This window comes from Streptomyces sp. NPDC058457 (genome assembly GCF_042720695.1).
In the GTDB taxonomy this organism is placed as follows: domain Bacteria; phylum Actinomycetota; class Actinomycetes; order Streptomycetales; family Streptomycetaceae; genus Streptomyces.
Genome location: NZ_JBHXLU010000003.1, coordinates 92,983 through 116,191, shown reverse-complemented (window position 1 = coordinate 116,191; position 23,209 = coordinate 92,983). Strand labels below are relative to the sequence as shown.

Here is a 23,209-nt window from a genome sequence, read left to right as displayed (position 1 = left end):
GCCACGCGCTGCGGGGCGCTCCCGCGCGAGCGTAGCCGGGAGAGTCGCAGGGACCGTGCCGACCCGTCGGGCACGCTGGGTCCGAGTCGGCCCGGAAGTACGTGGCGGGTCGGAACTCCTCGCATCTGCTCGGCTCTGCCTGGGTCGATGGCAGGCGGGACGGGAGCACCCCGCGCACGCCACTGACTCGCCGGCACTCGCGAACGGCGCCCCCGCCATCTCGGAGCCTGAGCGCCCCCGCCGGAGGCTGGTTCAGACCGTGGCTGCCCTTTACGGTGATCGACTCATGTTCCGGCACAGTCCACGTGGGCGCGTCGGCGCAGCGCGCGCAGAGCGGGCCGAAGGCAGGAGCGCAGCGCGCAGCGGAGCCGGGAGCGCGCCCGGCGGAGCGGAGCGCAGCCGGCTGATCTTCACAGGGTCGCGTGGCGGCCACGTCTGGCGTACCTCGCTGAACGAAGACCACTGGAAGCCCACGCTCGCCAAGGCGGGTGTCATCCCCAAGGCGAAGAGCCGTGAGCACGCCGCCGCGCGGGAGCACGGCATGCACGCCCTGAGGCACTTCTACGCGTCGGTTCTGCTGGATGCGGGAGAGAGCATCAAGGCCTTCAGCGAGTACCTGGGGCACTCCGACCCGGGGCTGACGCTCAAGGTGTACGCGCACCTCATGCCCAGCAGCCAGGACCGCGCCCGGAAGGCCATCGGGCGCGCGCTCCGGCCGCAGGACCCGGGGCACTGAGGGCCCACAGTGGGCCCAGGCCGTGAGAATGCCCCCGTACCGCGCCGTTTGCGCAGGTCGGGGGCATGATCACAAACACTACTTCTTCTTGCCCTGGTTCTTGACCGCCTCGATGGCTGCGGCTGCCGCGTCCGGGTCGAGGTACTGGCCGCCCGGGGTCACCGGCTTGAAGTCGGCGTCCAGTTCGTAGGCGAGGGGGATGCCCGTCGGGATGTTCAGGCCGGCGATGTCAGCGTCCGAGATGCCGTCCAGGTGCTTGACCAGGGCGCGCAGGCTGTTGCCGTGGGCGGCGACCAGGACCGTGCGGCCGGCCAGGAGGTCGGGGACGATGCCGTCGTACCAGTACGGGAGCATGCGGACGACGACGTCCTTGAGGCACTCCGTGCGGGGGCGCAGCTCCGGCGGGATGGAGGCATAGCGGGGGTCCGCGGCCTGGGAGAACTCGGAGTCGTCCGGCAGCGGCGGGGGCGGGGTGTCGTACGAGCGGCGCCAGAGCATGAACTGCTCCTCGCCGAACTCGGCCAGCGTCGCCGCCTTGTCCTTGCCCTGGAGGGCGCCGTAGTGGCGCTCGTTCAGGCGCCAGCTGCGGTGGACCGGGATCCAGTGGCGGTCGGCCGCTTCGAGGGCCAGCTGCGCGGTGCGGATCGCCCGCTTCTGGAGGGACGTGTGGACCACGTCGGGGAGGAGGTCGGCGTCCTTCAGGAGCTCACCGCCGCGGACTGCCTCCTTCTCGCCCTTCTCGTTGAGGTTGACGTCCACCCAGCCGGTGAACAGGTTCTTCGCGTTCCACTCGCTCTCGCCGTGGCGGAGGAGGATCAGCTTGTACGGTGCGTCGGCCATGGGTCAGAGCGTAATCCACGTATTCGGGGCGGAGTGCGGGCGCCCGCGGGACGTCCCAGAGGGCGGACAGTTGACTGCATTTGTTAATTGAGTGGCTCAGGCGAGCGCCATAGACGTAAGTTCCGCTATGCGCTTACGCCTCTTACGTCTCTTACGCCTTGCCTTGGGGGAGCCATGCCGTCCGTCGCCCTGCGACGCGCCGTCCGGGAGACCGTCTCCGGTCTGCCCCGGGAGTTCTGGTGGCTGTGGACCAGCACCCTCGTCAACCGGCTGGGGGCGTTCGTAGCCACGTACATGGCGCTCTACCTGACCCTCGACCGCGGGTACAGCGCGTCGTACGCCGGGCTCGTCGCCTCTCTGCACGGGCTGGGCGGGGTCGTGTCCTCCCTGGGGGGCGGGGTGATGGCCGACCGGCTGGGGCGGCGGCCGACCCTGCTCGTCGCCCAGGGGTCCACCGCCGGGGCCGTCGCGCTGCTCGGGTTCGTCCGGGATCCGGTCGCCATCGCGGCCGTCGCCTTCCTCGTCGGCGTGGCCTCCAACGCCTCCCGGCCCGCCGTGCAGGCCATGATGGCCGACATCGTGCGGCCCGAGGACCGGGTACGGGCGTTCTCGCTGAACTACTGGGCCATCAACCTCGGCTTCGCCGTGTCCTCCATGGGGGCCGGGTTCATCGCCGAGGTCAGTTACCGCGCCGGGTTCCTGATCGAGGCGGGGATGACCGCCGTCTGTGCCGTCCTCGTCTTCCTCCGGCTGCCCGAGTCGCGGCCCGAGCGCGGCGCCGCGGAGGCCGCCAAGGACCGGGAGGTCAGCCTTCTGACCGTGGTACGCGACGGGCGGTACATGGGCGTCGTCGGGCTGTCGTTCCTCGTCGCCCTGATCTTCCAGCAGGGGTCGGTCGGGCTGCCGGTGGCGATGGGCGAGGCCGGGTTCTCGCCCGCCGACTACGGGATGGCCATCGCCGTGAACGGGCTGCTCATCGTGGTGCTGCAGATTCCGGTGACCCGGGTCATCCAGCACCGGGACCCGCGGTCCCTGCTCGTCGTCTCGTCCCTCCTCGCGGGGTACGGGTTCGGGCTCACCGCCTTCGCCGGGTCGGTCGGGGTGTTCGCGCTCACCGTGTGCGTGTGGACGCTCGCCGAGATCGTCAACGCCCCGACCCAGACGGGGCTGGTGGTGCAGCTCTCGCCGGTGCACGGAAGGGGCCGGTACCAGGGGATGTACACGCTGTCCTGGTCCGCCGCCGCGCTCATCGCGCCGCTCATGTCCGGGGTCGTCATCGACCGGTTCGGGGCGCGGTGGCTGTGGGGGGTGTGCGCGGTGGTGGGGACGGCGGCGGCTCTCGGGTACGGGCTGCTGATGCGGCGGCTGCCGGGGGAGAGCGCTGCGGCCGCCGCCGCTCCGGCGAGCGCCGAGGCCGGGGTTCGGGCGGCCTGAGCACGGCGCGGGCCCCCGCCCTCGAAGACCGAGGGCGGGGCCAGGCTGCCGGGACGAGTCAGTCCGTGCAGCCCGTGATCGGGAACGGGACGCAGTTCGTCGGGATGTTGTGGGTGATGGACGAGTCCGTGAGCGTGATCGGGACGTTCGTGCGGAGGCCGCCGGGCGCCGACGTGGAGGCGTTGTTGCGGACGTAGCTGTGGTCGAGCGTGACCGACCCGGAGTTGTTGAAGATGCCGCCGGCCTGGGACAGGTTCGTGCCGGCGTTCGGGCCGTTCGCGCTGTTACGGATGACCCTGGTGCCCTTGAGGAAGAGCGTGCCGGTCACCGTGCCCACGTTGGAGTTGTGGATGCCGCCGCCGTCGCCCCCGGGGCCTCCGACGACGTTGCCGCTGACTTCCGACTTCTCCAGCGTCAGCGTCGCCCCCGCGTTCACGAGCCCGCCGCCCGCGACACCGGAGGTCGTGTTGTTCGCGATCTTGCTCTCGCTGATCGTCGTCGACGCGCCGCCGGTGTTGAGGACACCGCCGCCGCTGAGGTTCGCGGTGTTGCGGCTGATGACGCTCGCGTGGATGAAGGCGATGCTGCCGTTCTGGAGGAGTCCGCCACCGAGGACCTGGGCGTGGTTGCGGCCGATCTCGGAGTTGTCCACGGTCAACGTCCCCTGGCTGTGCAGCCCGGCGCCGTTGAGCGCGTTGTTGAACGCCACCCAGCTGCGCCGGATGTTCGCCGTGGCGTTCGTGGACAGCGCCACACCGCCGCCGTTGAGCGATGCGGTGTTGTCGATCACGTCGACTTTCACCAGCGTGAGCTTGCCGTTGCTGTCGACGAGGATGCCCCCGCCGTTGCCGGTACCGGTACCGGTGGTGGCGTTGCCGCCTCGGACGGTGAGGTCCTGCAGGCGCAGGTTGCCGTTGGAGAGGACGTGGAAGATCCGGAACGCGGGGGTCGCGTTCCCGTCGCGGACGATCGTCGCGCCGTTGCCCCTGATCGTGAGGGGCTGGGAGATGGTCGGCAGGCCTTCACCGGTGCTGAAGGGGGTGGTCAGGTGGTAGGTGCAGTCACGGGCGAGGGACAGGGTGTCCCCCGACGAGGCGCTGCTGATGGCGTTCGTCAGCGCTGCCGTGTAGCAGGGCACCGGTGTCGAGGAGTCGTCGCCGGCGACCGCCGGGCCGCCCGTCCCGCACGTGACGATCGCCGCCGCTACCGCGGCCACACTGGAGAGTCTGATGTATCGCATGACTCTGAGATGCGACATTTACGAAGCAAGTGGTCGGATAAAATGACCTGATCACCCGGTCACGCCACCCGATTCCATCGGTCGGCTCAGTCGACCCCCAGGTCTCACGGGTGCATCCGCGCCCCCTTCAGCACCTTGTCCACCCCGTTCCGCGGCCCGTACACCGCCAGCCCCACCAGGTCGAGCTCCGCCGTCGGCACGGCGCGCACCGCCGCGCGGTTGTCGTGGTCGTTGCCGGTGGAGAACAGGTCGGCGGTGAAGACCGCCCGGGGCAGGGCCCGGCTCAGGGCCCGCTCGTGCGCTGCCTTGAGGGTCTCCTTCGTGCCCTCGAAGACCAGCACCGGCTGCCGGAACATCGGCAGGTACGCCACCCCGTCGGCGTCCTCGTACGGCTCCCCGACCACCTCGGGGAGCGTCGCGCCCAGGCCGCTGACCAGGAACGCGGTGACGTTGAGGCGCTGCCAGGGCTCCAGGTCCGCCCGCAGCAGCACGGCGATCTTCGTGTCGAAAGTGCTCATGCCCCGAGACTGCCGGGCGTCGTTCATCCGGGTCTTGTACGTTCTTTGCATGGCCGCCCGGCAGTCCGCCACACAGGAAGTCACCGCCTGGCGCCCCCGTGTCCCGGGCGTCACCGAGGTCTTCCACGCCCGTTTCACCGAGTACGCGTACCCGATGCACGTCCACGACGCCTGGACGCTGCTCATCGTGGACGACGGCGCCGTGCGGTACGACCTCGACCGGCATGAGCACGGCACCCCGGGCGACACCGTGTCCCTGCTGCCGCCGCATGTCCCGCACAACGGCTCCCCGGCCACCGCGGACGGCTTCCGCAAGCGCGTGGTGTACCTGGACGGGACCCTCCTCGGGGAGGACCTCATCGGCGCCGCCGTCGACGGGCCGGACCTGCGGGATCCGCTGCTGCGGCGGCGGGTCGGACAGCTGCACTCCGCCCTAGCCCGCCCCGGCGACGAACTGGAGGCCGAGAGCCGGCTCACCCTCATCGGCGAGCGGCTGCGGGGCCTGCTCCGCCCCCCGCTCGTGACCGAGACCGAGAGGGCTCCCGACCCGGCCCTCGCCCGGTCCCTGCGCGAACTCCTGGACGAGCGGGTCGCCGACGGGCTCGCCATGGCGGAGGCCGCGCGTCTGCTGCACGCCCACCCGGCCCACCTCGTACGGGCGTTCAGCGGCGCGTACGGCATCGCCCCGCACCAGTACCTGATGTCCCGCCGGGTCGGCCGGGCCCGCCGGCTGCTGCTGGACGGCGTCCCGCCCGGCGAGACGGCCGCCGCCACCGGCTTCTACGACCAGGCTCATCTCACCCGGCACTTCAGGAAGCTGGTGGGGGTGCCCCCGGGGCGCTATCGCGACAGCGTGCGGTCCCTCACCTGACGTCGACGTAGTCGCCGGCGGAGGTCGCGCCGCCCGTGGTGGCCGTGGCGCCGAAGGTCCAGCGGTAGTAGCCGTCGGCGGACGCCTTCACCGTGGTCTTCAGGGCGCCGGCGGAGTCGGCCCGCACGGTCTTCAGCGTCGTGTACGTGCTGCTGCCCTTCTTGCGGAAAGGTCGCGCTGCGCCTCGTACAGGTTCCGCGGCCGTACCGCGTCCCAGGTGCCGTACAGCTCCAGGCGGGAGTTCAGGTCGCCGGTGAAGTCCGGTACGTCGATCTGGTCGAACTCGGTGACCGTGTCGAGGCCGACCGTGGCGGAGTACGGGGCGAGTCCGTCCAGTCTCATCAGGCCCGCGCGGCCGTTGGTCACTCGAACGTTCCAGTGGGTGAAGCGGGCGCCGAACAGCGGCCCGGCGTTGGCGTCGCCGCCGTGCCGGCCGTTGTTGTCCACGGTGATGTCGGTGCGGACATCGGCGAAGGGCAGCCCGCGGTGCGAGTCGAAGGTGCCCATCTGCATCTCGCCGCGCGACCAGACGTTGTAGGAGGACAGACCTTCGACGTTGATGCCGTGGAGTTGGGTGTCGGACGGGGCCGGGACCGTGCGCTGTTCGACCGTGAAGTCCTCGATCAGGTTGTCGTGCGAGCCCTCGCGGCAGAAGTAGGGGTGGTGTTCGCCCCGGCCGCCGACCCGGGTGCGGCGCAGGGTACAGGCGGAGGCGGCGACCAGGCCGAAGCCGTTGTCGACGTTGCGGACGGTGACGTCGTCCACCCAGCAGTCGTACGCGCACTGCAGGACGACCCCGTTGTAGCCCTTGTCGAGGAGGTGCGGGGACTGCGGGGTCTCCATGACGTCGAGGGTGAGGCCCTCGACGCCGGATCCGGTCAGTCCACGGACGTGGGTGGTGAGCAGGGGGTTCCACTCGGGGCGCAGGTCGACCGGGAGGGGGCGTTCCAGCGTCACCCTGCGGCCGCGCACCGCCGTGATGCGGACGGGCCACTCGTAGGGGACGTACGACAGCAGCTTGGTCTTGTCCTCCCAGTAGTACGACGCCGGGCCCGGGCCGCCGCCGGACATGTGCTGGAGGAGGGTGTGGGCGCTGTCGTCGGCGACCCGGAGCAGGGCCAGGCGGCCGGGGCAGAGGCGGGAGGGGTCGGTGACGGTCACCGTCCAGTCGCCCTGGCGGGCCGGTTCGACGGTCGTCAACTGCTCCCACTCGTCCCGTTTGTTGCCCGTCCAGCCCTCGAAGGGCCAGGCCTGCGCCTTGATCGCCGTGACCAGGGAGTCCCAACGGGACTTCGGCGCCAGCCAGATGAGCCCGCCCGCCCAGGACCACGCCGACTTCGTGCCGCCGTAGCGGGAGCCGTACGGGCCGATCAGCTCCGTGAGGTTCTTCGTCGCGTACAGCGTGGTACGGCCGCTGCCGGCGCCGCGCAGCACCACGTTGTCGTAGCCGAGGAGGATCAGGCCGTCGATGCGGAAGGTGCCGGGCGGGATGGTGACCGTGCCACCGCCGGCCCTGGCGGCAGCGGCGATGGCACGGTTGATCGCGGGGGCGCAGTCGGTGACGCCGTCGGCCACGGCGCCGTACGCGCGTACGTCGGCCACCACGGGGAGCCGGCGGATGCGGGCGGCCCCGGCCCGGCCGATGTACGGGATCTGCGGGTGGGTGAAGGGGGTGCGGGTGAACTCCCGCCAGAGGGAGGGGACTTCGGCGTCCGATGCGCGGGCCGTGCCACCGGCCACGGCGGTCGCGGCCACCGCGGTGGCACCGGCGAGGAGGCTCCGTCTGGTCATGCCGTGGTCGTGGTGCGTGGTGCTCATGCCGTACGTCCTTCCCATGGCGGCTTTCATGGTTGTGAACGACGTTCATATCTGCGTCGGCCGCGAGCATGCCATGGCATCCCCGCACCCCGAAAGAGTCGTGCAGAGGATATTCAGGTATAGACCTATTAGCTCAGTCGGTGGAGTGCTCGATCAGATGGGTGAACGCGTCCAGATTCCGCGTGGACTCGCCCCGGGACACCCGCCACGCGTACTCCTTGCGGATCGCGGCGGCGAAGCCCAGCTCCAGGAGGGTATTGAAGGCGCCGTCCGCGGCCTCCAGGACCTGGCCGAGGAGGCGGTCGAGGTCGGGGGCGGTGACGGAGGAGAGGGGGAGGCGGGCGGTGACGTAGATGTCACCGAGGCGGTCGACGGCGTAACTCACGCTGTACAGCTTGAGGTTGCGCTCCAGGAGCCAGCGGTGGACGGCCGGTTCGTTCTCGTCCGGGTGCCGGATGACGAAGGCGTTCAGGGAGAGGGAGTGACGGCCGACGAGGAGGGAGACGGTCGTCTTCAGCTTGCGGGTGCCGGGGAGCTGTACGACGTAGGTGCCGGACTCGGGGCTCTCCCACTCCAGTTCGGCGTCCTTCAGGACACCCTCGATGACCTGCGCGGCCTGCCGTTCCTGTGAAGCATCACCCATGGGCCGAGCGTACGCGACGGCGGTGGGACTGGGTCGCGGCCAGGTAGACGTCGGCGGTCGCGGCGGCCGCCGTGTCCCAGCCGAAGCACTGGGCGTGCCGGGCGGCGGCGCTGCCGAAACGGTCCGTCAGGGACGGGTCGTCGGCGAACCGGCGCAGCACGCGCGCGTAGTCGGCGGGATCGTGGCCGCAGACCAGGAAGCCGGTCTCGCCGTCCTGTACGGCCACGGGGAGGCCGCCGACCGAGGCGGCGAGGACGGGGGTGCCGGCCGCCTGGGCCTCTATCGCCACCAGGCCGAAGGACTCGCTGTAGGAGGGCATGACCAGGACGGAGGCCGCCCGGAACCAGTCCGCGAGCTGCTCCTGGCCGACCGGCGGGCGGAACCGGACGACGTCCGCGACACCGAGCCGCGCGGCCAGCTTCTGCAGGCCCTCCGGCTTGGCGAGACCGCTGCCGCTGGGGCCGCCGACGATCGGCACGACGATCCGGGAGCGGAGTTCGGGGCGCTCGTCGAGGAGGACGGCCACGGCGCGGAGCAGCACGTCGGGGGCCTTGAGGGGCTGGATACGGCCCGCGAAGACCGGGATCAGGGCGTCCTGCGGGAGACCGAGGCGGGCGCGGGCGGCGGCGCGGCCGTCGGCGGGGCGGAACCGGTCGAGGTTCACGCCGGGATGGACGACGGCGACCTTCGCGGGGTCGGCGCTGTAGTGGCGTACCAGCTCGTCGGCCTCTTCGGAGGTGTTCGCGATGAGGCGGTCGGCCGCGGCCACGATCTGGGTCTCGCCGATGACCCGGGCGGCGGGCTCGGGGGTGTCGCCGTCGGCCAGGTTGGCGTTCTTGACCTTCGCCATGGTGTGCATGGCGTGCACCAGGGGGACGCCCCAGCGCTGGGCGGCGAGCCAGCCGACGTGACCGGAGAGCCAGTAGTGCGAGTGGACGAGGTCGTAGTAGCCGGGGCGGTGTCCGGCCCAGGCCTGCATGACGCCGTGTGTGAAGGCGCACAGCTGGGCGGGGAGGTCCTCCTTGGCGAGGCCCTCGTAGGGGCCGGCGTCGACATGCCGGACGAGGACGCCGGGGGCGAGCTCCACGGTGTGCGGGAGGCCGCCGGAGGTGGCCCGGGTGAAGATCTCGACCTCGATGTTGATCGCGGCGAGGCGCTGTGCCAGCTCCACGATGTAGACGTTCATGCCGCCGGCGTCGCCGGTGCCGGGCTGGTGGAGCGGGGAGGTGTGCACGGAGAGCATCGCGACGCGGCGGGGGCGGCGGGCCCGGCGGAGCCGGGAGGCGGCCGACGGGGAGTGGCGCCCGAGCCTGCTGATGTACTGGCTCACGTGGCGGTCTCCTTTGTGCGGGCATGCCGGTGGGAGGACGCCGAGGGCCCTCCAAGGGGGTGCAACGCGGAGGGGAGGATTCCCATTCCAGGGATGGTTGATTTTGCCGGCACATTACTTGCGGTCGCTCAACCGTTCGAGGGTGGGGTGCGTGGAGTGTAGGGGTGGTTCGGTTGGGGTTCGGGTGCCGGCCGGTGGGGGCTGGTCGCGCAGTTCCCCGCGCCCCTTGCGGGGCGCTTACCCTCGGGGCGCCTCACTTCGGGGCGCTTACCCTCGTAGGCATGAATGCCCGCGCCGCCTCCCGCCCCGTGGGAAACGTGACACGCGGGACCACCAACCCCAATCGCCTGCGCCGTATGGACCGGTGGATCGCCGCCGCGCACGGCGGTGCGTTGCGTCGGGCCGGCGATCCCGTTGCCGTCGATCTCGGTTACGGTGCCGCCCCCTGGACCGCCGTCGAACTGCTCGGCCGGCTCCGTACCGTCGCTCCACGCGCGCGTGTCGTCGGGGTCGAGATCGAGCCCGCGCGGGTTGCCGCCGCCAGGCCGTACGAGCGCGAGGGACTCAGTTTCCGGCACGGCGGGTTCGAGATTCCCGTCTCCGCGCGGCCGTTGCTGATCCGCGCGGCCAACGTGCTGCGGCAGTACGACGAGAGCGAGGTCGCCGACGTGTGGCAGCGGCTGTGCGGACGGCTCGCGCCCGGCGGTCTGCTGGTGGAGGGGACCTGTGACGAGATCGGGCGGCGGCACGTGTGGGTCGCGCTCGGGGCGGAGGGGCCGCGGACGGTGACCTTCGCCACCCGACTCGGGTCCCTGGAGCGGCCCTCGGACCTCGCCGAACGGCTGCCGAAGGCGCTGATCCACCGCAACGTGCCGGGCGAACCGGTGCACGCGTTCCTGCGGGACTTCGACCGCGCCTGGGCGGCGGCCGCGCCCTACGCGTCGTACGGCGCCCGGCAGCGGTGGATCCGGGCGGTCCGGGAGCTGACGGCCGACTGGCCGGTCACGGACTCGGCGGCGCGCTGGCGGCAGGGCGAAGTGACGGTGGCGTGGGCGGCGTTGGCACCCTCTGACTGACGGGGCTGCGGGCCGGGAACGATCTAGATGAGTCGTTCGTCACAAAGGCGGGGAGATCGTCATGCTCGGGGGGAAACCGGGGAGGAACCCGCCTGCCGTTGTCTCTGTCGCTTTGCGGCACTACGTGGCACGATCCTCCACGTACCGTAAGTTACTGACGGTTAATCAGTTTTGGGGGGTCGGGTCATGGGACCGGACAAGCACGCCGTCCGGCCGGGTGGGCGCGGGATCCTGGCGACGGCGGTGACCGTGGTCTGCGCGGTGACGGTGCTGGCGGCACCGGGCACGGCGTTCGCGGCGCCCAGCCCGACACCCTCCCCCAGCGCCTCGGCCTCAGCCTCGGCCGGCGCCTCCGCGACCCTCCCGCCGGACAAGGACCTTGAGGCCGTACGCGAGAAGCTGGACGACCTCTACCACGACGCGGCCGTCGCCACCGACGCGTACAACGCCGCCGAGGAGGCGGCCCAGAAGCAGTCCGCCGAGATCGTCGGCCTGGCCAAGAAGATCGTCAAGGGACAGCAGCAGCTCGACGAGCTGAAGGAGCGGGCGGGCCGGGCGGCGGCCGCCCAGTACCGCACCGGCGGACTGCCGGACAGCGCCCAGCTGATACTGAGCGACAACCCCACCCAGTTCCTGGACGGGGCCGGGCGGGTGCTCCAGGGCCAACGGGCCACCAAGGCCCTGCTCAGGGAACTGACCCGGACCCAGCAGGACTTGAAGCAGTACGCGGCGGACGCGGCCGACCAGTGGAACAGACTGGAGGCCGGCCGCAAGGCGAAGGCCGCCGCGAAGAAGAAGATCAAGCAGCGGATCGCCGCCGCGGAGAAGCTCGAGTCGACGCTGGAGAAGAAGCAGAAGGAGCGTCTCGCCGAACTGGAGCGGGAGGCCGCCTACAAGGCGCAGACCGCCTGGCTGGGCACCGGGATACTCGACGAGATCCACACCAAGGCGTCCGCGGCGGGCAAGAAGGCGGTCGCGTTCGCCACCGCCCAGCTCGGCAAGCCGTACGTGTGGGGCGCGGAGGGCCCGGACTCCTACGACTGCTCCGGGCTGACCTCGCAGGCCTGGGCGAGCGCCGGGAAGCCGATCCCGCGCACCTCCGAGGAGCAGTGGAAGCAGCTCAAGCACATCGACGTCGAGGACATGCGCCCCGGCGACCTGGTCATCTACTACGACGACGCCAGCCATGTCGCGATGTACATCGGGGACGGCGCGATCATCCAGGCCCCGCGCCCGGGGCGGACGGTGTCGATCGGCGGCGCGGGTTCGATGCCGATCCTCGGAGTGGTACGGCCGGACGCCTGAGCATTGCAGGACAGTTTGAGCGTGATGCCCCTTTCGTGAACTGCACCATGTGACCCAGTGCACGCCAACGCCCGCTCAAACCCGGGCGGCACGTGACCTTCGTCATTTCCGCCGGACGGCCTTCTTGCCCAACTGCGGTACGGCACGGGGCATATGACAGAGGCCTGAGACAGAGCGACGCGGCTCACACCATTCCGTTGCGGTGGCCAGTACCGCTATGGTCCCCGTCTGGTGGGTCGAGGTCCCTCGCCCCGCCATGCCCTCGGGGGGAGGGAAGGAACCCAACAGATGCCCGTACCCGTACCGCGGCAGAGAGCGATCCCGGCCGTGGAGAGTGGTCAGGCGCCGGCCGCCGCGCCCGCACAGGGCGGCGGCCCCCTCAAGGAAGAGGCCAACCGCACGGAAGCCGTCGCCCCGAACAGCGGCGGCATCACTCTCACCCTGCTGCTGATCGAGGACGATCCGGCCGGTTCGCCGGTCCTGCCCGAGTTGCGGGACGCGTCCGGCACCTCGATCCGCGTCCGCACCGCGCGCAACCTCACCGAGGCCGAGCGGCTGCTGACCGACGACGTCCACTGCATCCTGCTGGACCTGGCGCTGCCGGCGCCGGGCGGCAAGGACGCGGAGGGCGAGCTTGCCGTGCTCAAGCACGTGCTGGAGCTCGCGCCCCGGCACGCCGTGCTCGCGCTCACCGCCTCCGGTGACACCGAGCGCGGCACCGAGGCCGTGCGCGTCGGTGCGCAGGACTACCTCTTCCGGGACGAACTGGACGGACGGCTGCTGAGCCGCGCCATCCGGTACGCCGTGGAGCGCAAACGTTCCCTCACGACCGAGCGGAAGCTCGCGGAGGGGCGGCTGCGCGCGCAGGAGAACCGCCGTCTTGAGCGGGGCCTGCTGCCCACGCCCCTGCTGGACGGCTCCGCGCTGCGCTTCGCCGCCCGCTACCGCCCCGGCCGCTCCCGTGCGCTGCTCGGCGGTGACTTCTACGACACCGTGCGCACGCCCGACGGGACCGTGCACGCGATGATCGGTGACGTCTGCGGGCACGGCCCGGACGAGGCCGCGCTCGGCGTGGAGCTGCGGATCGCCTGGCGGGCGCTGACCCTGGCGGGGCTGAGCGGCGACGATTTGCTGAGTACTCTGCAGGAGGTCCTTGAGCACGAGCGCTCCGACGAGGAGATCTTCGCGACGCTCTGCACCGTCGACATAGCGCCGGACGGGCGCCGGGCCGGGCTGTGCCTGGCCGGGCATCCGGCACCGCTGATCGCCCGGCCCGGGCGGCCTGCCGAACTGCTGCCGTACGACAACAACGGCCCGGCGCTGGGGCTGCTGAAGGGTGCCCGCTGGCCGCGGATGCAGGTGAAGCTGGGCGCCGAGTGGAGCCTGATGCTCTACACCGACGGCCTGATCGAGGGCCGGGTGGGCTCGGGCGGGGAGCGGCTGGGGCAGGAGGGGATGGTCGAGATGGTCCGGCGGCAGCTGGCCTCCGGCCTGACCGGGGAGGCGTTGTTGCGGGCGGCGGTGAACGAGGTGCGGCAGCTCAATGGGGGCGAGCTGACGGATGATGTTGCCGTTGTTCTGCTGGATCGGGGGGTTTGAGCGGCAGCTCGCCGTACGGAGTTCTGCCGTCAGCCGGGTGCGGGTGCGTCGTGGCTGATCGCGCAGTTCCCCGCGCCCCTTTGGGGCGCTTCAGCGGGCGCGCCTCAGCGGGCGCCCCTTGGAAGGTCCTGGGGTCAGCGGCCGCCGTTGTACGGGCCGTACGGGCCGTCGCTGCTGCTGCCGCCGCGGCGGCCTCGCCAGCCGCCGCCACCGCCCGACGCCTGCTTGACCGCGGGGCGGACGTCGACGATGTAGACGATGCTCGCCACCAGGCCCGCGATCGGGAGGATGGAGAGGATCGAGAAGAGGTAGCTGACGACCAGGGCGATGGCCAGGATGATCAGCCAGAACATCTTGTTCTGCTTGTCGGCCGCGCGGAAGGCGTCCTCACGCCGGAACACGGCGTCGACCAGCCCGAACGCGGCCAGGGCCATCAGGACGATCTTCAACAGTCCCAGGAACCCTGCGAACCCCAACATCAGCATGCTGCCACCGCCCGCTCTCTCCCGATCCCTACGCGGCCACCGTACCCGTAGAACGGACCGGGCACCCTCAGGGTGCCCGGTCCGTACGTTCTGCTGACGCGCACGCCGGTTACTTGGCCGGCGGAGTGGTCTTCTTGACCGGGGTGGCCTTGCGGGGGGCCGGGGTCTTCTTGGCGACCGGGGCCTTCCTCACCGCGGCCGGCTTGGCCTCGGCGGCCTTCGGCTCCTCCGCCTTCTTCTCCTCTTCCTTGACCACGACCGGCTCGGGCTTGCCCTCGACGGCGATGGCCAGGTCCTCGATCTCGTCGGCGGCCTCGCCGCGCCAGGTCTTCACGGCCTGCTCGCCGTGCTCGGCGACCTTCTCGTAGGTCTCACGGGCCTTGACCGCGTACTCGGCGGCCACGCCGACCCCGCGCAGGGCGAAGTCCTGGGCGGACTCGCCGAGCTTCTTGAGGTCGCCGTCGAGGGAGACGATGAAGTCGTTGACCTTGGACTGGAGGTTGACCTGCGCCTCCTTGGCCTTGGCACCGGCCTCCTTGGCGCGGGCGGTGGCCTTCTCCTGCACGGCCTTCGGGTCGGTGTGGCGGACCGCGTCGATGCGGGCCGGGGCCTCGGCGCGCAGCTGCTCGACCAGGCCGGGGACCTTCTTGGCCTGCTGGAGGGCCAGGTCGGCGGTGCCGGCGGCGAAGTAGAGCGGAGTCGGGTCGCTGAGGGTCTTGCGCAGGTCGTCGGTGATGGCCATGGTGATGGTCCTCCCGTATTAAAGTTCGACTGAGGGTTTTGTGGTCCGCGGCGCGGCGGCCGGCGCGCTTGGCCGGCTCATCCGGCCGTCCGCCGCGGATCGGTCTCGCTGTCGTCGGTGTCACTGTCGTCGGTGTCGCTGCCGGCGTCGCCCTTGGCGCCGGGGGTGTCCGTGTCGCTCGCCCGTTCCTCGCCCGACCCGAAGCCGTTCTCTTTCCTGAACGACTCGTAGATCTGCAGCAGCACCTGCTTCTGCCGCTCGTCGAGGGTGGGGTCGGCGAGGATGACCGCACGGGTCTCCACCTCGTTCAGATCCCGCTCGGCGTCGAGGATTCCGGCGCGGACGTACAGCGTCTCGGCGGAGATCCGCAGGGCCTTGGCGACCTGCTGCAGCACCTCCGCGCTCGGCTTGCGCAGCCCGCGCTCGATCTGGCTCAGGTACGGATTGGACACCCCGGCGGCGTCGGCGAGCTGCCTGAGCGACAGCTGCGCGTTGCGCCGCTGTTCACGCAGATACTCACCGAGATTGCCGACGTTCAGCGATGCCATGCCTCCACAGTGCCCCACCCCCGCTAACAATTGCAAGCACCTGCTTGCAAAAGTGTGCCGCACCATACCCGGATGGCCGAGCCTGAGCACGACAGGTGTCGAAGCGGCGTTGTCGGCGGGCTCTGCCAGGGTGTCCGTCGTGGATGAACTGGTGGAGCGTGTCGACGGTCAAGATCGTGTGCTGGGGGTGGTGGTCAGCCGCCGGCAGGCCGTCCGGGAGGGCTGGCTGCACCGGGTCGCCGTGACGGTGTGTCGTGATGAGCGTGGGCGGATCCTCGTTCACCGGCGGTCGGAGCAGCTGTCGCGCTTCCCCGGGCTCTACGAGGTCGTGGTCGGCGGCGCCGTGGATGTCGGTGAGTCCTATGAACAGGCCGCCGCGCGGGAGCTGGCCGAAGAGCTGGGCATTCGTGTGCTGCCGCGCCTGCTGTTCACGTTCCTCAACCACAGCGGTTTGAGTCCTCACTGGCTCGGCGTGCACGAAGCCGTGGTGCCGGACGCCGTGGCCGCCGATCCTGATGAGGTCGCCTGGCATGGCTGGCTGACCGAGCCGGAGCTGCGGTCGGCCCTGCCGGAGTGGCGCTTCACCCCCGACAGCCACGAAGCCTTCAGCCGGTATCTCGCGTTCCGGAGCGCGCAGTCCTGACCTTGCCCGCCTCGCGGGCTGGGACGCCCGCTTGCAGCCAACGCGCCTTGTGAGAGCGGCTGATCGTGATAGGGAGTACGGATGCTTGGTCGACTCCCGCTCGTTGAGCAGCTCGATGGCTTGCGGTCCGTGCTCTCCCGGAACGAAGTCCTGACCGACGTGCTGACCAGGGCGGCGATGCTGGAACTGCCCGGCTGGTATGTGACGGCGGGCTGCCTGTTCCAGACGGTGTGGAACGTGGTCACCGACAGGCCCCCGACCAGCGGCATCAAGGACTACGACATCTTCTACTTCGACGGCACCGACCTCTCCTGGGAGGCGGAGGATGCCGCGATCGAGGCAGGGCAGGAGGTGTTCGCCGGGCTGCCGGCCGAGGTGGAGATCCGCAACGAGGCCCGCGTGCACCTCTGGTACGAGCAGAAATTCGGCGTGCCCTGCCCGCCTCACGAGTCCACCGAGGCGGCGATCGACTCGTTCGCCGCGACGACGTGCTGTCTGGGGGTGCGGCTGGACCCCGACGGTGGGTGGCGCGTCTATGCGCCCCACGGGCTCTCCGACGTGTTCAACCTGGTGGTCCGACCCAACCCGGTCCTTGCCCCGCGGGAGGTCTATGAGGCCAAGGCGGCGCGCTGGAGGGACGAGTGGCCGGAGCTCACCGTGCTGCCGTGGCCGAGCTGACTCTCGGATGCGAGTGGTCATGCGGCGAGTTCCTCGCCCGCGGGCCAGTTGTCCTTGACGGCGGCCCGGGATGACTGCGAGATCCATGCGGGCGTAGCAGACGGGTGCCTGTCGGACCGGCCCTCTACGATCCCCGGTCATGACCGACAACGCGCTCGACCACTCCCGGCCCGGTCCGCTCACCCGCCTTGCCGCCGACCAGTTGTGGCTCGTCGAGGGCCTGCCGGCCGACCCGGTCGGCATGTGTGCTGCCGTACAGAGCCTGGTCGTCCAGCCGACCGAGGCCGCCGCGCTCGGCGTTCCCGAAGAGCGGCTCGCGGAGAAGAACATCCGGCCGGTGAACGAGCTGGTCGCCAGGCTGACCGCGCTGGACCCCTCTCCTCTGCACCACCCCCGGCCGCCGGAGAGAAGAGTGGTGGGCACGTGCCGCCACTTCGCCACCGTCGCCTGCGCGCTCCTGCGGGCACGGGGCATCCGCTCCAGGGCCAGGTGCGGCTTCGGTACCTGCTTCCTGGAGGGACGCGGCCTCGACCACTGGATCACCGAGTACTGGAACGCCGGTGAACGGCGCTGGATACGCGTCGACACGGAACATCTGGGCCACGGCTACGTCGAGCGCCCGGAAGACCTCGCACCGGGTGAGTTCCTGACCGGTGGCGAAGCGTGGATCCAGTACCGCAAGGGGCTGATCGATCCACAGCTGTTCGGGGTGCCCGGCACCGATCACGCCTGGGGACCCGCGGAGCTCAGCGGCAACGCCGTCCGCGACCTCGCGGCCCTCGGCAAGCTGGAGATGCTGCCCTGGGACGAGTGGGGCCGGATGACCGAGGCCTACGAGGGCCGGACCGGCCCCGACTACGACCGGCTCGTCGATACGGTCGCCGAGGCCTGTCTCGGCGAGGATCCGGCCACCCTGACCGCTCTGTTCGCCGACGAGAACCTCACGGTTCCCCACCACATGATCAGCTGACGTGCGCCGCGCCGGCAGGGCGCCAGCAGCCGGCGGCTTTGGCCATGACCCGGGTGAGCAGCTTGTCGCGCGGGGAGGGCCACTCCTCCGCGAGCACGCTGTAGTACAGCGAATCCGGGCGCGTGCCGTCCTGGCGCACCATGTGGCTGCGCAGAAAGAGTGCCTCCGCATGATCGACCGAGAGCGGGACGAGACGGACGGTGCGGCCGGGACGGAGATCGTATTGTCTCCGTCACGCGCAGCGACCGCGCCTCAGAAGCCGGGTCGGAGCCGGGTTCCAGAGCGCGACGGAGGTATCCGCCATGTCCGACCCCGACAGCCAGACCGCCTACTGGGACGCCGCCGCGACGACCAAGACGTTCACGCACCCACTGCACATGCCGTGGCTGGACGGCGTCGACCGGCATGCCGCGCTCCTGGACTACGGGTGCGGCTACGGCCGGACCATGCAAGCCCTCGAACAGCAGGGCTTCACCGACCTCCACGGCGTCGACACCTCACCGGGGATGATCTCCCGGGCACGCGCCCTGCATCCCACGATGCGCTTCGCCGTGCTGGATCCGCCTCCGATGCCGGCCCTCCCGGACGCGAGCGTCGACGTGGTCCTCCTCTTCGCGGTGCTGACCTGCGTACCCGGCAACGAAGCACAGCGACGACTGGTCGGCGAACTGAGCCGCGTACTCGGACCGGGCGGAATGCTCTACCTCAGCGACCTGCTGCTCCAGGACGACGAGCGCAATCGCGACCGCTATGCCGGGTTCGCGGAACGCCACGGCACCTACGGGGTGTTCGAGACCGACGACGGCGCGGTCTGCCGCCACCACCCGGTCGACTGGTTCACCTCCCTGCTCGCGGACTTCGAGATCGCCGACACCCGCCGCATCACCGTCGCCACCATGAACGGGCACGAGTCGAAGGGAATCCAGATCCTGGCCCGCAAGCCGGCCCGTCCCGCCCACCCGTCCCACCCGCCGACGCCACGCTGACGGCACACATGCGCATGCGTCCGTAGTCGGACGGGCCGACGCCCTTTGCAGATCTGTTCCGAGGTGCACCCGGGAAGGCCCGTCAGCCCAGCTCCGCGGGACCGTAGTGGGCGGCTTCGCTCCCGTCGTCAGGGCCCAGTAGCGGTCTCCGTGCGACCGGTGCCACCACTCTGTGGGGTAGTTGACCAGGCCGGCGGCGGTGAGCGCGGTGCTCAGGACGTCCCGAAGGGAGCGGGCCTCGTCGCTGATGTTGTCGGCCTGTGTGCAGCAGGCACCCGCGCTCTCCTCGGGGGTCGCGTTCATACGGGTGCCCATGTCGAGTTCACGCCCGTCGGCATCCGCGAGCGTCAGGTCGACGGCCGCGCCGGCACTGTGCGGAGCGATCTCGTCGACCAGCAGAGGTCCCGTCGCGTCGAACCTCCACGAGTCGTTCACCGCACTCCCGAACAGGCAGGGCTGCGACCCTCGGATCGGACATCAGAACGATCTCAGCCATGACGCGATCATCTCGCGGACCTGGGCAGACCCTGCCACCGGCGCCTGCACTCGACGAGCGACCGGCAGCGCCGGTCAGCGCGTGGTGATGCAGAACGGATGGCCGGCCGGATCGGTGAGGACCCGTGCCTTGTCCCCGTGCGGCTGGTGATCCGGCCTGCCCGCGCCCAGCTCCAGCAGCCGGGCCTCGGCCTCGGCCAGGTCCTCGTCCACCTGGAAACAGATGTGGAGCTGCTGGGGAACGGTCTGGCCGGGCCAGTTGGGCGCCCGGTAGTCGTCGACCCGCTGAAAACCGATGAAAAGTCCGTGCTCACCGTTGAGACCCGCGAAGTCGGCGTCCGACTTCGGATGCGGCTCAAGACCGGTGGCCTGCTGGTAGAACGCCGCCAGGGCCAGTGGATCAGGGCAGTCGAGCGTGATGGCGACCAGCTTCATCTGCAGGGACATGGCACCTCCGGGCCGGCCAGTGGACTTCCGCGATGAAAACCCTAGAGGCGGCCGGCACGGTTGTCCGGGCCGGTCCCCTCAGCCCCGCTCCGCGCACTCAGGCATGCCTGACAGGCTCGCCGGGTTCCGGAGCGAGAACGGCGCGGCACGCGGACCAGGCCGGGAGGCTCAGCAGGGGGCGGAAGCGGGTGAACAGGGCGAGGAGTCGGGCTCCCCACTTCTCGCGGAAGGACGGGTCGACACGGGCGAGATCGAGTTCGTTGGCGGCGGACAGCTCGGCGAAGTCCCGGCGCTGCCGGGGTTCGGGAACGCGGGCTTGTCCGGTGAAGCGGTCGTGGAAGGCCGCGTCGGGGTTCGCGAGCGCCGGGTAGGTGGCCTTCCGGTCGCACGAGGCGTAGAGGTACACGATCGCCTCGGCCTCCGCGCCGATCACCGCCACGAGTTCGGTACGGCGGTCCAGGGGGAGCAGGGCCGTGGGGAAGCCGTCGGTGCCGTAGAACGCGTGGCACAGGCCCGCGAGTTGGAGGGCGGGGCGGGCGCCCCAGGCGGCGAGTTGCTCCTGGACGCGCTGGAGGTGCACGAGAAGCGTGCCGCCGGGGTGGGCGATCTCCGCGGCGCCGAGCGCGCGCAGGAGCGCGGCGGCACGAGCCGAGGCCTCAGGGCTTGCGGGGGATGAGGGAGATACGGGGGAAGCGGACACGAGGCGGGTTCCTTCCGTCGCTCGGGTCGGCACCCGTCCGTGCCTCCGCCAGGGGTCCGGACCCCGCGAAGGCACCGGACGGGTTGCCGCCCAGGGCCCTGCACCGATCATCGCGAGTATCCACCGGCGTCGCCGACTGGGACACCGCCCTCCTGCTGGCGGAACTCGGCCTCGGCCACGCCGTCGTACCCGCACTGCCCGGCCGCCGGGCACCCGGCGGCGACGATCCCCTCCGGCTCGTCCCCGTCCCCGACCTGCCGCCGCTGCCCGTCGGCTGGGCGGTGCGTCGCTGGGACGCGCTCTCCCCGCTCGCCCGGGTCTTCGCCGGCACCGTCGCGGACTGCGTCACCGCGAGCGCGCCGCGCCGGGTGTGAGGCGACGTCAGCGCTGGACCGCCAGCCAGTCCTCCAGCACCGCGAAGTCCCCCTCCGTCAGGCCGAACTGGTGGTCGACGCGGTGGAGGAGCGCGGGCGTGTGGTGGTGGGCGGCGACCCAGGCGCGGTCGGCCTCGGTGATCTCGTCGTCGATCCAGACGAACGGCCGCCGCCCCGCCCACGCGACCAGCGGCCGGGTCTTCCAGTGCAGCAGGGCAGGGGGCCGGTCCTCGTCCGGCCACTCCACGACGGGCAGCGGGGGCAGGCCCAGCCAGGGGGCGACAGCGGCGTTCGCTTCGTCCATCCAGGTGGTGGCCCAGACGAGCTCGCAGCGGAGGGCTTCCAGGCGGGGACCGAGGGCGGGGTCGATGCGGGTGAGCAGCGGGTTCGATGAGGTGTGGCCGCCGGTCCCGTAGACCGGGTAGGGGCGGTCGGCGGGGGCACCGAAGGGGATGAGGGTGCCGTCGATGTCTAGGAAGAGGAGCATCGGGGACAGGATCGCATCGCGGAGAGTGCCGGGAAAGGTTGCGGGGCGACTGCGGGCGCTTGGGGGTTGCTCGCGCCCACGCGGCGGAGCCGCAAATTGATACAGCCCCGCGCCCCCAAAGGGGCGCGTTGCCACTGGCCTCCTCAGAACGGCAGCGGTCTCGCGTGCACCACGTCCAGCCGGGACACCGCCCGCGTCAGCACCACGTACAGCCTGTGCAGCCCTCTCTCCTCCCCCTCCGCGACCGCCGCCGGTTCCACGGCCACCACGTGGTCGTACTCCAGACCCTTGACCATGCTCGCCGGGACCACGGCCACCCGCGCGCCCAGCTCGTCCGGTCCCGCCGGTTCGACGCCGGCGGCCGTCAGCGCCTCGCGTACGGCGGTCACCTGGGCGTCGGCCGCCACGACCCCCACCGAACCCTCGTGGGCCAGGGCCTCCCGGACGGCGGTGACCGTCGCCGCGGGCACGTCGTCGGCCGGGCGGATCCGCACCTCGCCGTCGCCGCGGTAGGACTCGGCCGGGGGTACGTCCGTGCCCAGGCGCCGCAGCAGCCGGTTGGTCAGGGCCACGACCGCCGCCGGGACGCGGAAGCCGGTGGTGAGCGGGACGACGGTCGCGTCCGGCTTGCCCAGGTGGCCCAGCACGGTGTCCCAGCTCCGCGCCGACCAGGGTGTGGTGGCCTGGGCGAGGTCGCCGAGGACGGTGAGGGAGCCGAAGGCGGCCCGGCGGGCGATCGCCCTGCACTCCATGGGAGACAGGTCCTGGGCCTCGTCGACGACGATGTGGCCGTAGCCCTCGGGGTGTTCGACGAGCCCCGCGACCTCGTCGAGGAGGACCAGGTCGGCGGCCGACCAGCGGGCGGACTTGCACGAGCGCGGCGGGCGGGCCCAGAGCAGGTCCCGCTGTTCGCCGGGGGTCAGGAGTCCTTCGGCGGCCGCGGCCAGCACCTCGCCGTCCGTGAGGAGTCCGGCCACCACCTCCTCCGGGCGCACCTTGGGCCAGACGGTGTCGAGGCAGGCGCCCATCGCGCGGGAGCGTTCCAGGCGCCGGGTCCAGGCGCCTGGCTGCGGGCCCGCCCGCCGTTCGGCCTGGAGTTGCACGGCCCGCATCGCCCGCCCCCGCACCCGCTCCCGCCCGACGGCGTACGGCGGTTCCTCGTCCCGTACCCCCTCGACGATCGCCGTCAGAGTGCCGACGGGCACCCGCCAGGTGTACGTGCCGTCGGAGAGCGAGAGCGGGGTGACGGTGTCGGTGCGGACGTGCGCGAACAGGGCGCGGCGCAGGACCTCGGCCATCCGCGGGTCGTGCTTGAGCGCGGCGGTGCGCTCGGGGTCGGTGCCGGTGACCGGGTGGCGGCCGATCTCCTCGCGGAGGGTCGCCTGTCGTACGCCCGTCTCGCCCAGGGCAGGGAGGACCTCGGAGATGTAGGAGAGGAAGGTGCGGTTGGGGCCGAGGATCAGGAGGCCGGAGCGGCGGATGCGCTGCGGGTGGGTGTAGAGGAGGTAGGCGGCGCGGTGCAGGCCGACGGCGGTCTTGCCGGTGCCCGGGGCGCCCTGGACGCAGACGGAGTCGGCGAGGCCGGCGCGGACCAGGTCGTCCTGGTCGGGCTGGATGGTGGCGGCGATGTCCCGCATGGGGCCGACGCGGGGCCGTTCGATCTCATGGGTGAGCAGCGCCCCCGTCCCCGACTCCCCCTTGCCGAGCCGCTCGTCCTCCATCCCCGTCAGGTCGGCGGAGTCGCCGCGGCTGCCGGGGGCCCAGCCGAACCGCCGCCGTACCGCGACGCCCTGCGGGTCGTCGGGGCCGGCCTGGTAGAAGGCGCGGGAGACAGGGGCGCGCCAGTCGACGACGAGGGGCGGGGCGGTCGGCTCCTCGCTGATCCGCAGCCGGCCGATGCGGTAGCTCTGCCCGGCGTGCTCTCCTGCTTCTCCTGCCTCTCCTGCTTCTCCTGCTTCTCCTGCTTCTCCTGCCTCGAAGTCCAGCTTGCCGAAGAACAGCGGCCCTTCCGGCAGCTCGCGCATCTCCTTGGCCCGGCTGCGCAGCCGGTACCCGAGCACTTCGGCGTCGGCACCGGACGCGGAGACGTCCGCACCGGTGACGACGTGCTCGACGGCGCCTTCGACCATGCGGGCGAGGGCGGCTCGGCAGATGTCGTGGTAGGCGCGTTCACGGTCGAGTTCCTGCTGCATGGAGACAGCGTAAACGAGAAATCGTTACCGGGTTAAATTTTTTACCGCAACT

At 71.2% G+C, this 23,209-nt stretch carries 23 protein-coding genes and 4 pseudogenes; 11 read left to right on the top strand and 16 right to left on the bottom strand.

The features are described from left to right. Positions 1-397 precede the first annotated feature (397 nt). Positions 398-736, top strand: a pseudogene (locus ACFWPS_RS04075) (site-specific integrase); the annotation flags it as partial. Positions 737-814: 78 nt separating this feature from the next. Here ACFWPS_RS04075 and ACFWPS_RS04070 read toward each other — a convergent pair. Further along, positions 815-1,576 (bottom strand): phosphoglyceromutase, encoded by a 762-nt coding sequence (locus ACFWPS_RS04070; RefSeq protein ID WP_383700677.1) that lies wholly within the window; start codon positions 1,574-1,576, stop codon positions 815-817. Between the two features lie 174 nt (positions 1,577-1,750). On the opposite strand from ACFWPS_RS04070, the gene ACFWPS_RS04065 reads away from it, so the two are divergent. Beyond that, positions 1,751-3,010 carry an MDR family MFS transporter gene (locus ACFWPS_RS04065; protein WP_383700675.1) on the top strand — a complete coding sequence of 420 codons (1,260 nt, stop codon included), beginning with the start codon at positions 1,751-1,753 and terminating at the stop codon, positions 3,008-3,010. A gap of 58 nt (positions 3,011-3,068) precedes the next feature. Here ACFWPS_RS04065 and ACFWPS_RS04060 read toward each other — a convergent pair whose 3' ends face one another. After that, a complete protein-coding gene (locus ACFWPS_RS04060; RefSeq protein WP_383700673.1) occupies positions 3,069-4,250 on the bottom strand; it encodes a hypothetical protein in 1,182 nt (393 codons plus the stop codon). A 104-nt stretch (positions 4,251-4,354) separates the two neighbouring features. After that, positions 4,355-4,819 (bottom strand): DUF2000 family protein, encoded by a 465-nt coding sequence (locus tag ACFWPS_RS04055; RefSeq protein ID WP_383700671.1) that lies wholly within the window; start codon positions 4,817-4,819, stop codon positions 4,355-4,357. Between ACFWPS_RS04055 and ACFWPS_RS04050 the strand changes: the two genes are divergently transcribed. Continuing rightward, positions 4,818-5,639: an AraC family ligand binding domain-containing protein gene (locus ACFWPS_RS04050; RefSeq protein ID WP_383700669.1), complete on the top strand. Its 822-nt coding sequence runs from the start codon at positions 4,818-4,820 to the stop codon at positions 5,637-5,639. The genes ACFWPS_RS04055 and ACFWPS_RS04050 overlap by 2 nt on opposite strands. Here the strand turns inward: ACFWPS_RS04050 and ACFWPS_RS04045 are convergent. The 4 genes and pseudogenes from ACFWPS_RS04045 to mshA form a co-directional block, all read right to left on the bottom strand. Then, a pseudogene (locus ACFWPS_RS04045) lies at positions 5,632-5,847 on the bottom strand (hypothetical protein); the annotation flags it as partial. The gene ACFWPS_RS04050 and the pseudogene ACFWPS_RS04045 sit on opposite strands and share 8 nt — an antisense overlap. Then, a complete protein-coding gene (locus tag ACFWPS_RS04040; RefSeq protein WP_383700667.1) occupies positions 5,772-7,457 on the bottom strand; it encodes a glycosyl hydrolase family 28-related protein in 1,686 nt (561 codons plus the stop codon). The pseudogene ACFWPS_RS04045 and the gene ACFWPS_RS04040, both read right to left, overlap by 76 nt. A 133-nt stretch (positions 7,458-7,590) precedes the next feature. Continuing rightward, positions 7,591-8,100 carry a YbjN domain-containing protein gene (locus ACFWPS_RS04035; protein ID WP_383700665.1) on the bottom strand — a complete coding sequence of 170 codons (510 nt, stop codon included), beginning with the start codon at positions 8,098-8,100 and terminating at the stop codon, positions 7,591-7,593. Then, positions 8,093-9,430 (bottom strand): D-inositol-3-phosphate glycosyltransferase, encoded by a 1,338-nt coding sequence (gene mshA / locus ACFWPS_RS04030; protein ID WP_383700663.1) that lies wholly within the window; start codon positions 9,428-9,430, stop codon positions 8,093-8,095. The genes ACFWPS_RS04035 and mshA overlap by 8 nt, the downstream gene beginning before the upstream one ends. 281 nt (positions 9,431-9,711) lie before the next feature. Between mshA and ACFWPS_RS04025 the strand changes: the two genes are divergently transcribed. The 3 genes from ACFWPS_RS04025 (at position 9,712) to ACFWPS_RS04015 (ending at position 13,410) form a co-directional block, all read left to right on the top strand. Beyond that, positions 9,712-10,506 carry a class I SAM-dependent methyltransferase gene (locus ACFWPS_RS04025; RefSeq protein ID WP_383700661.1) on the top strand — a complete coding sequence of 265 codons (795 nt, stop codon included), beginning with the start codon at positions 9,712-9,714 and terminating at the stop codon, positions 10,504-10,506. Positions 10,507-10,692: 186 nt separating this feature from the next. Next, positions 10,693-11,811 (top strand): NlpC/P60 family protein, encoded by a 1,119-nt coding sequence (locus tag ACFWPS_RS04020; RefSeq protein ID WP_383700659.1) that lies wholly within the window; start codon positions 10,693-10,695, stop codon positions 11,809-11,811. A gap of 288 nt (positions 11,812-12,099) precedes the next feature. Then, a complete protein-coding gene (locus ACFWPS_RS04015; RefSeq protein ID WP_383700657.1) occupies positions 12,100-13,410 on the top strand; it encodes a PP2C family protein-serine/threonine phosphatase in 1,311 nt (436 codons plus the stop codon). A gap of 134 nt (positions 13,411-13,544) precedes the next feature. On the opposite strand, the gene ACFWPS_RS04010 is transcribed toward ACFWPS_RS04015, so the two are convergent. The 3 genes from ACFWPS_RS04010 to ACFWPS_RS04000 form a co-directional block, all read right to left on the bottom strand. After that, positions 13,545-13,895 carry a DUF2516 family protein gene (locus tag ACFWPS_RS04010; RefSeq protein ID WP_383700655.1) on the bottom strand — a complete coding sequence of 117 codons (351 nt, stop codon included), beginning with the start codon at positions 13,893-13,895 and terminating at the stop codon, positions 13,545-13,547. Between the two features lie 109 nt (positions 13,896-14,004). Further along, on the bottom strand, positions 14,005-14,637 hold the full coding sequence (locus ACFWPS_RS04005) for a hypothetical protein (RefSeq protein WP_383700653.1): 633 nt from the start codon (positions 14,635-14,637) through the stop codon (positions 14,005-14,007). A 77-nt stretch (positions 14,638-14,714) separates the two neighbouring features. Further along, positions 14,715-15,185, bottom strand: a complete 471-nt coding sequence (locus tag ACFWPS_RS04000) for a helix-turn-helix domain-containing protein (protein WP_383700651.1) — start codon at positions 15,183-15,185, stop codon at positions 14,715-14,717. Between the two features lie 130 nt (positions 15,186-15,315). Between ACFWPS_RS04000 and ACFWPS_RS03995 the strand changes: the two genes are divergently transcribed. The 3 genes from ACFWPS_RS03995 to ACFWPS_RS03985 all read left to right on the top strand — a co-directional run bounded on the left by ACFWPS_RS03995 (position 15,316) and on the right by ACFWPS_RS03985 (position 17,476). Further along, on the top strand, positions 15,316-15,828 hold the full coding sequence (locus ACFWPS_RS03995; protein ID WP_383700649.1) for an NUDIX domain-containing protein: 513 nt from the start codon (positions 15,316-15,318) through the stop codon (positions 15,826-15,828). 81 nt (positions 15,829-15,909) lie between these two features. Beyond that, complete coding sequence (locus ACFWPS_RS03990; protein WP_383700647.1) at positions 15,910-16,506, top strand: nucleotidyltransferase family protein; 597 nt, start codon at positions 15,910-15,912, stop codon at positions 16,504-16,506. Positions 16,507-16,645: 139 nt separating this feature from the next. Next, complete coding sequence (locus ACFWPS_RS03985; protein WP_383700644.1) at positions 16,646-17,476, top strand: transglutaminase-like domain-containing protein; 831 nt, start codon at positions 16,646-16,648, stop codon at positions 17,474-17,476. Here the strand turns inward: ACFWPS_RS03985 and ACFWPS_RS03980 are convergent. Beyond that, entirely contained in the window at positions 17,469-17,618 is a 150-nt protein-coding gene (locus tag ACFWPS_RS03980) for a hypothetical protein (protein WP_383700642.1), read from the bottom strand. The genes ACFWPS_RS03985 and ACFWPS_RS03980 overlap by 8 nt on opposite strands. A gap of 160 nt (positions 17,619-17,778) precedes the next feature. Between ACFWPS_RS03980 and ACFWPS_RS03975 the strand changes: the two genes are divergently transcribed. Continuing rightward, a complete protein-coding gene (locus ACFWPS_RS03975) occupies positions 17,779-18,462 on the top strand; it encodes a class I SAM-dependent methyltransferase (RefSeq protein ID WP_383700640.1) in 684 nt (227 codons plus the stop codon). An 82-nt stretch (positions 18,463-18,544) separates the two neighbouring features. Here the strand turns inward: ACFWPS_RS03975 and ACFWPS_RS03970 are convergent. From ACFWPS_RS03970 to ACFWPS_RS03960, 3 genes and pseudogenes are all read right to left on the bottom strand, one after another. After that, positions 18,545-18,958: pseudogene (locus ACFWPS_RS03970) on the bottom strand (M15 family metallopeptidase). A 74-nt stretch (positions 18,959-19,032) separates the two neighbouring features. Then, the gene (locus ACFWPS_RS03965; protein WP_383700637.1) at positions 19,033-19,404 is read right to left on the bottom strand and encodes a VOC family protein; all 372 of its coding nucleotides are present in this window, start codon (positions 19,402-19,404) and stop codon (positions 19,033-19,035) included. A 97-nt stretch (positions 19,405-19,501) separates the two neighbouring features. Then, complete coding sequence (locus tag ACFWPS_RS03960) at positions 19,502-20,104, bottom strand: DUF6817 domain-containing protein (RefSeq protein ID WP_383700635.1); 603 nt, start codon at positions 20,102-20,104, stop codon at positions 19,502-19,504. Between the two features lie 113 nt (positions 20,105-20,217). On the opposite strand from ACFWPS_RS03960, the pseudogene ACFWPS_RS03955 reads away from it, so the two are divergent. Further along, positions 20,218-20,478, top strand: a pseudogene (locus ACFWPS_RS03955) (LysR family transcriptional regulator); the annotation flags it as partial. 7 nt (positions 20,479-20,485) lie between these two features. On the opposite strand, the gene ACFWPS_RS03950 reads toward ACFWPS_RS03955, so the two are convergent. Both ACFWPS_RS03950 and ACFWPS_RS03945 read right to left on the bottom strand, forming a co-directional pair. After that, positions 20,486-20,965 (bottom strand): HAD domain-containing protein, encoded by a 480-nt coding sequence (locus ACFWPS_RS03950; protein WP_383700633.1) that lies wholly within the window; start codon positions 20,963-20,965, stop codon positions 20,486-20,488. A 143-nt stretch (positions 20,966-21,108) separates the two neighbouring features. Further along, positions 21,109-23,157, bottom strand: coding sequence for a HelD family protein (locus ACFWPS_RS03945; RefSeq protein WP_383700631.1), 2,049 nt, complete (start codon positions 23,155-23,157; stop codon positions 21,109-21,111). Positions 23,158-23,209 lie beyond the last annotated feature (52 nt).

Coding starts and splice junctions, on each gene's coding strand:
- ACFWPS_RS04070 (WP_383700677.1), bottom strand. CDS start 1,576: ATGGCCGACGCACCGTACAAGCTGATCCTCCTCCGCCACGGCGAGAGC.
- ACFWPS_RS04065 (WP_383700675.1), top strand. CDS start 1,751: ATGCCGTCCGTCGCCCTGCGACGCGCCGTCCGGGAGACCGTCTCCGGT.
- ACFWPS_RS04060 (WP_383700673.1), bottom strand. CDS start 4,250: ATGCGATACATCAGACTCTCCAGTGTGGCCGCGGTAGCGGCGGCGATC.
- ACFWPS_RS04050 (WP_383700669.1), top strand. CDS start 4,818: ATGGCCGCCCGGCAGTCCGCCACACAGGAAGTCACCGCCTGGCGCCCC.
- ACFWPS_RS04055 (WP_383700671.1), bottom strand. CDS start 4,819: ATGCAAAGAACGTACAAGACCCGGATGAACGACGCCCGGCAGTCTCGG.
- ACFWPS_RS04040 (WP_383700667.1), bottom strand. CDS start 7,457: ATGAGCACCACGCACCACGACCACGGCATGACCAGACGGAGCCTCCTC.
- ACFWPS_RS04035 (WP_383700665.1), bottom strand. CDS start 8,100: ATGGGTGATGCTTCACAGGAACGGCAGGCCGCGCAGGTCATCGAGGGT.
- ACFWPS_RS04025 (WP_383700661.1), top strand. CDS start 9,712: ATGAATGCCCGCGCCGCCTCCCGCCCCGTGGGAAACGTGACACGCGGG.
- ACFWPS_RS04020 (WP_383700659.1), top strand. CDS start 10,693: ATGGGACCGGACAAGCACGCCGTCCGGCCGGGTGGGCGCGGGATCCTG.
- ACFWPS_RS04015 (WP_383700657.1), top strand. CDS start 12,100: ATGCCCGTACCCGTACCGCGGCAGAGAGCGATCCCGGCCGTGGAGAGT.
- ACFWPS_RS04010 (WP_383700655.1), bottom strand. CDS start 13,895: ATGCTGATGTTGGGGTTCGCAGGGTTCCTGGGACTGTTGAAGATCGTC.
- ACFWPS_RS04005 (WP_383700653.1), bottom strand. CDS start 14,637: ATGGCCATCACCGACGACCTGCGCAAGACCCTCAGCGACCCGACTCCG.
- ACFWPS_RS04000 (WP_383700651.1), bottom strand. CDS start 15,185: ATGGCATCGCTGAACGTCGGCAATCTCGGTGAGTATCTGCGTGAACAG.
- ACFWPS_RS03990 (WP_383700647.1), top strand. CDS start 15,910: ATGCTTGGTCGACTCCCGCTCGTTGAGCAGCTCGATGGCTTGCGGTCC.
- ACFWPS_RS03985 (WP_383700644.1), top strand. CDS start 16,646: ATGACCGACAACGCGCTCGACCACTCCCGGCCCGGTCCGCTCACCCGC.
- ACFWPS_RS03980 (WP_383700642.1), bottom strand. CDS start 17,618: ATGGTGCGCCAGGACGGCACGCGCCCGGATTCGCTGTACTACAGCGTG.
- ACFWPS_RS03975 (WP_383700640.1), top strand. CDS start 17,779: ATGTCCGACCCCGACAGCCAGACCGCCTACTGGGACGCCGCCGCGACG.
- ACFWPS_RS03965 (WP_383700637.1), bottom strand. CDS start 19,404: ATGTCCCTGCAGATGAAGCTGGTCGCCATCACGCTCGACTGCCCTGAT.
- ACFWPS_RS03950 (WP_383700633.1), bottom strand. CDS start 20,965: ATGCTCCTCTTCCTAGACATCGACGGCACCCTCATCCCCTTCGGTGCC.
- ACFWPS_RS03945 (WP_383700631.1), bottom strand. CDS start 23,157: ATGCAGCAGGAACTCGACCGTGAACGCGCCTACCACGACATCTGCCGA.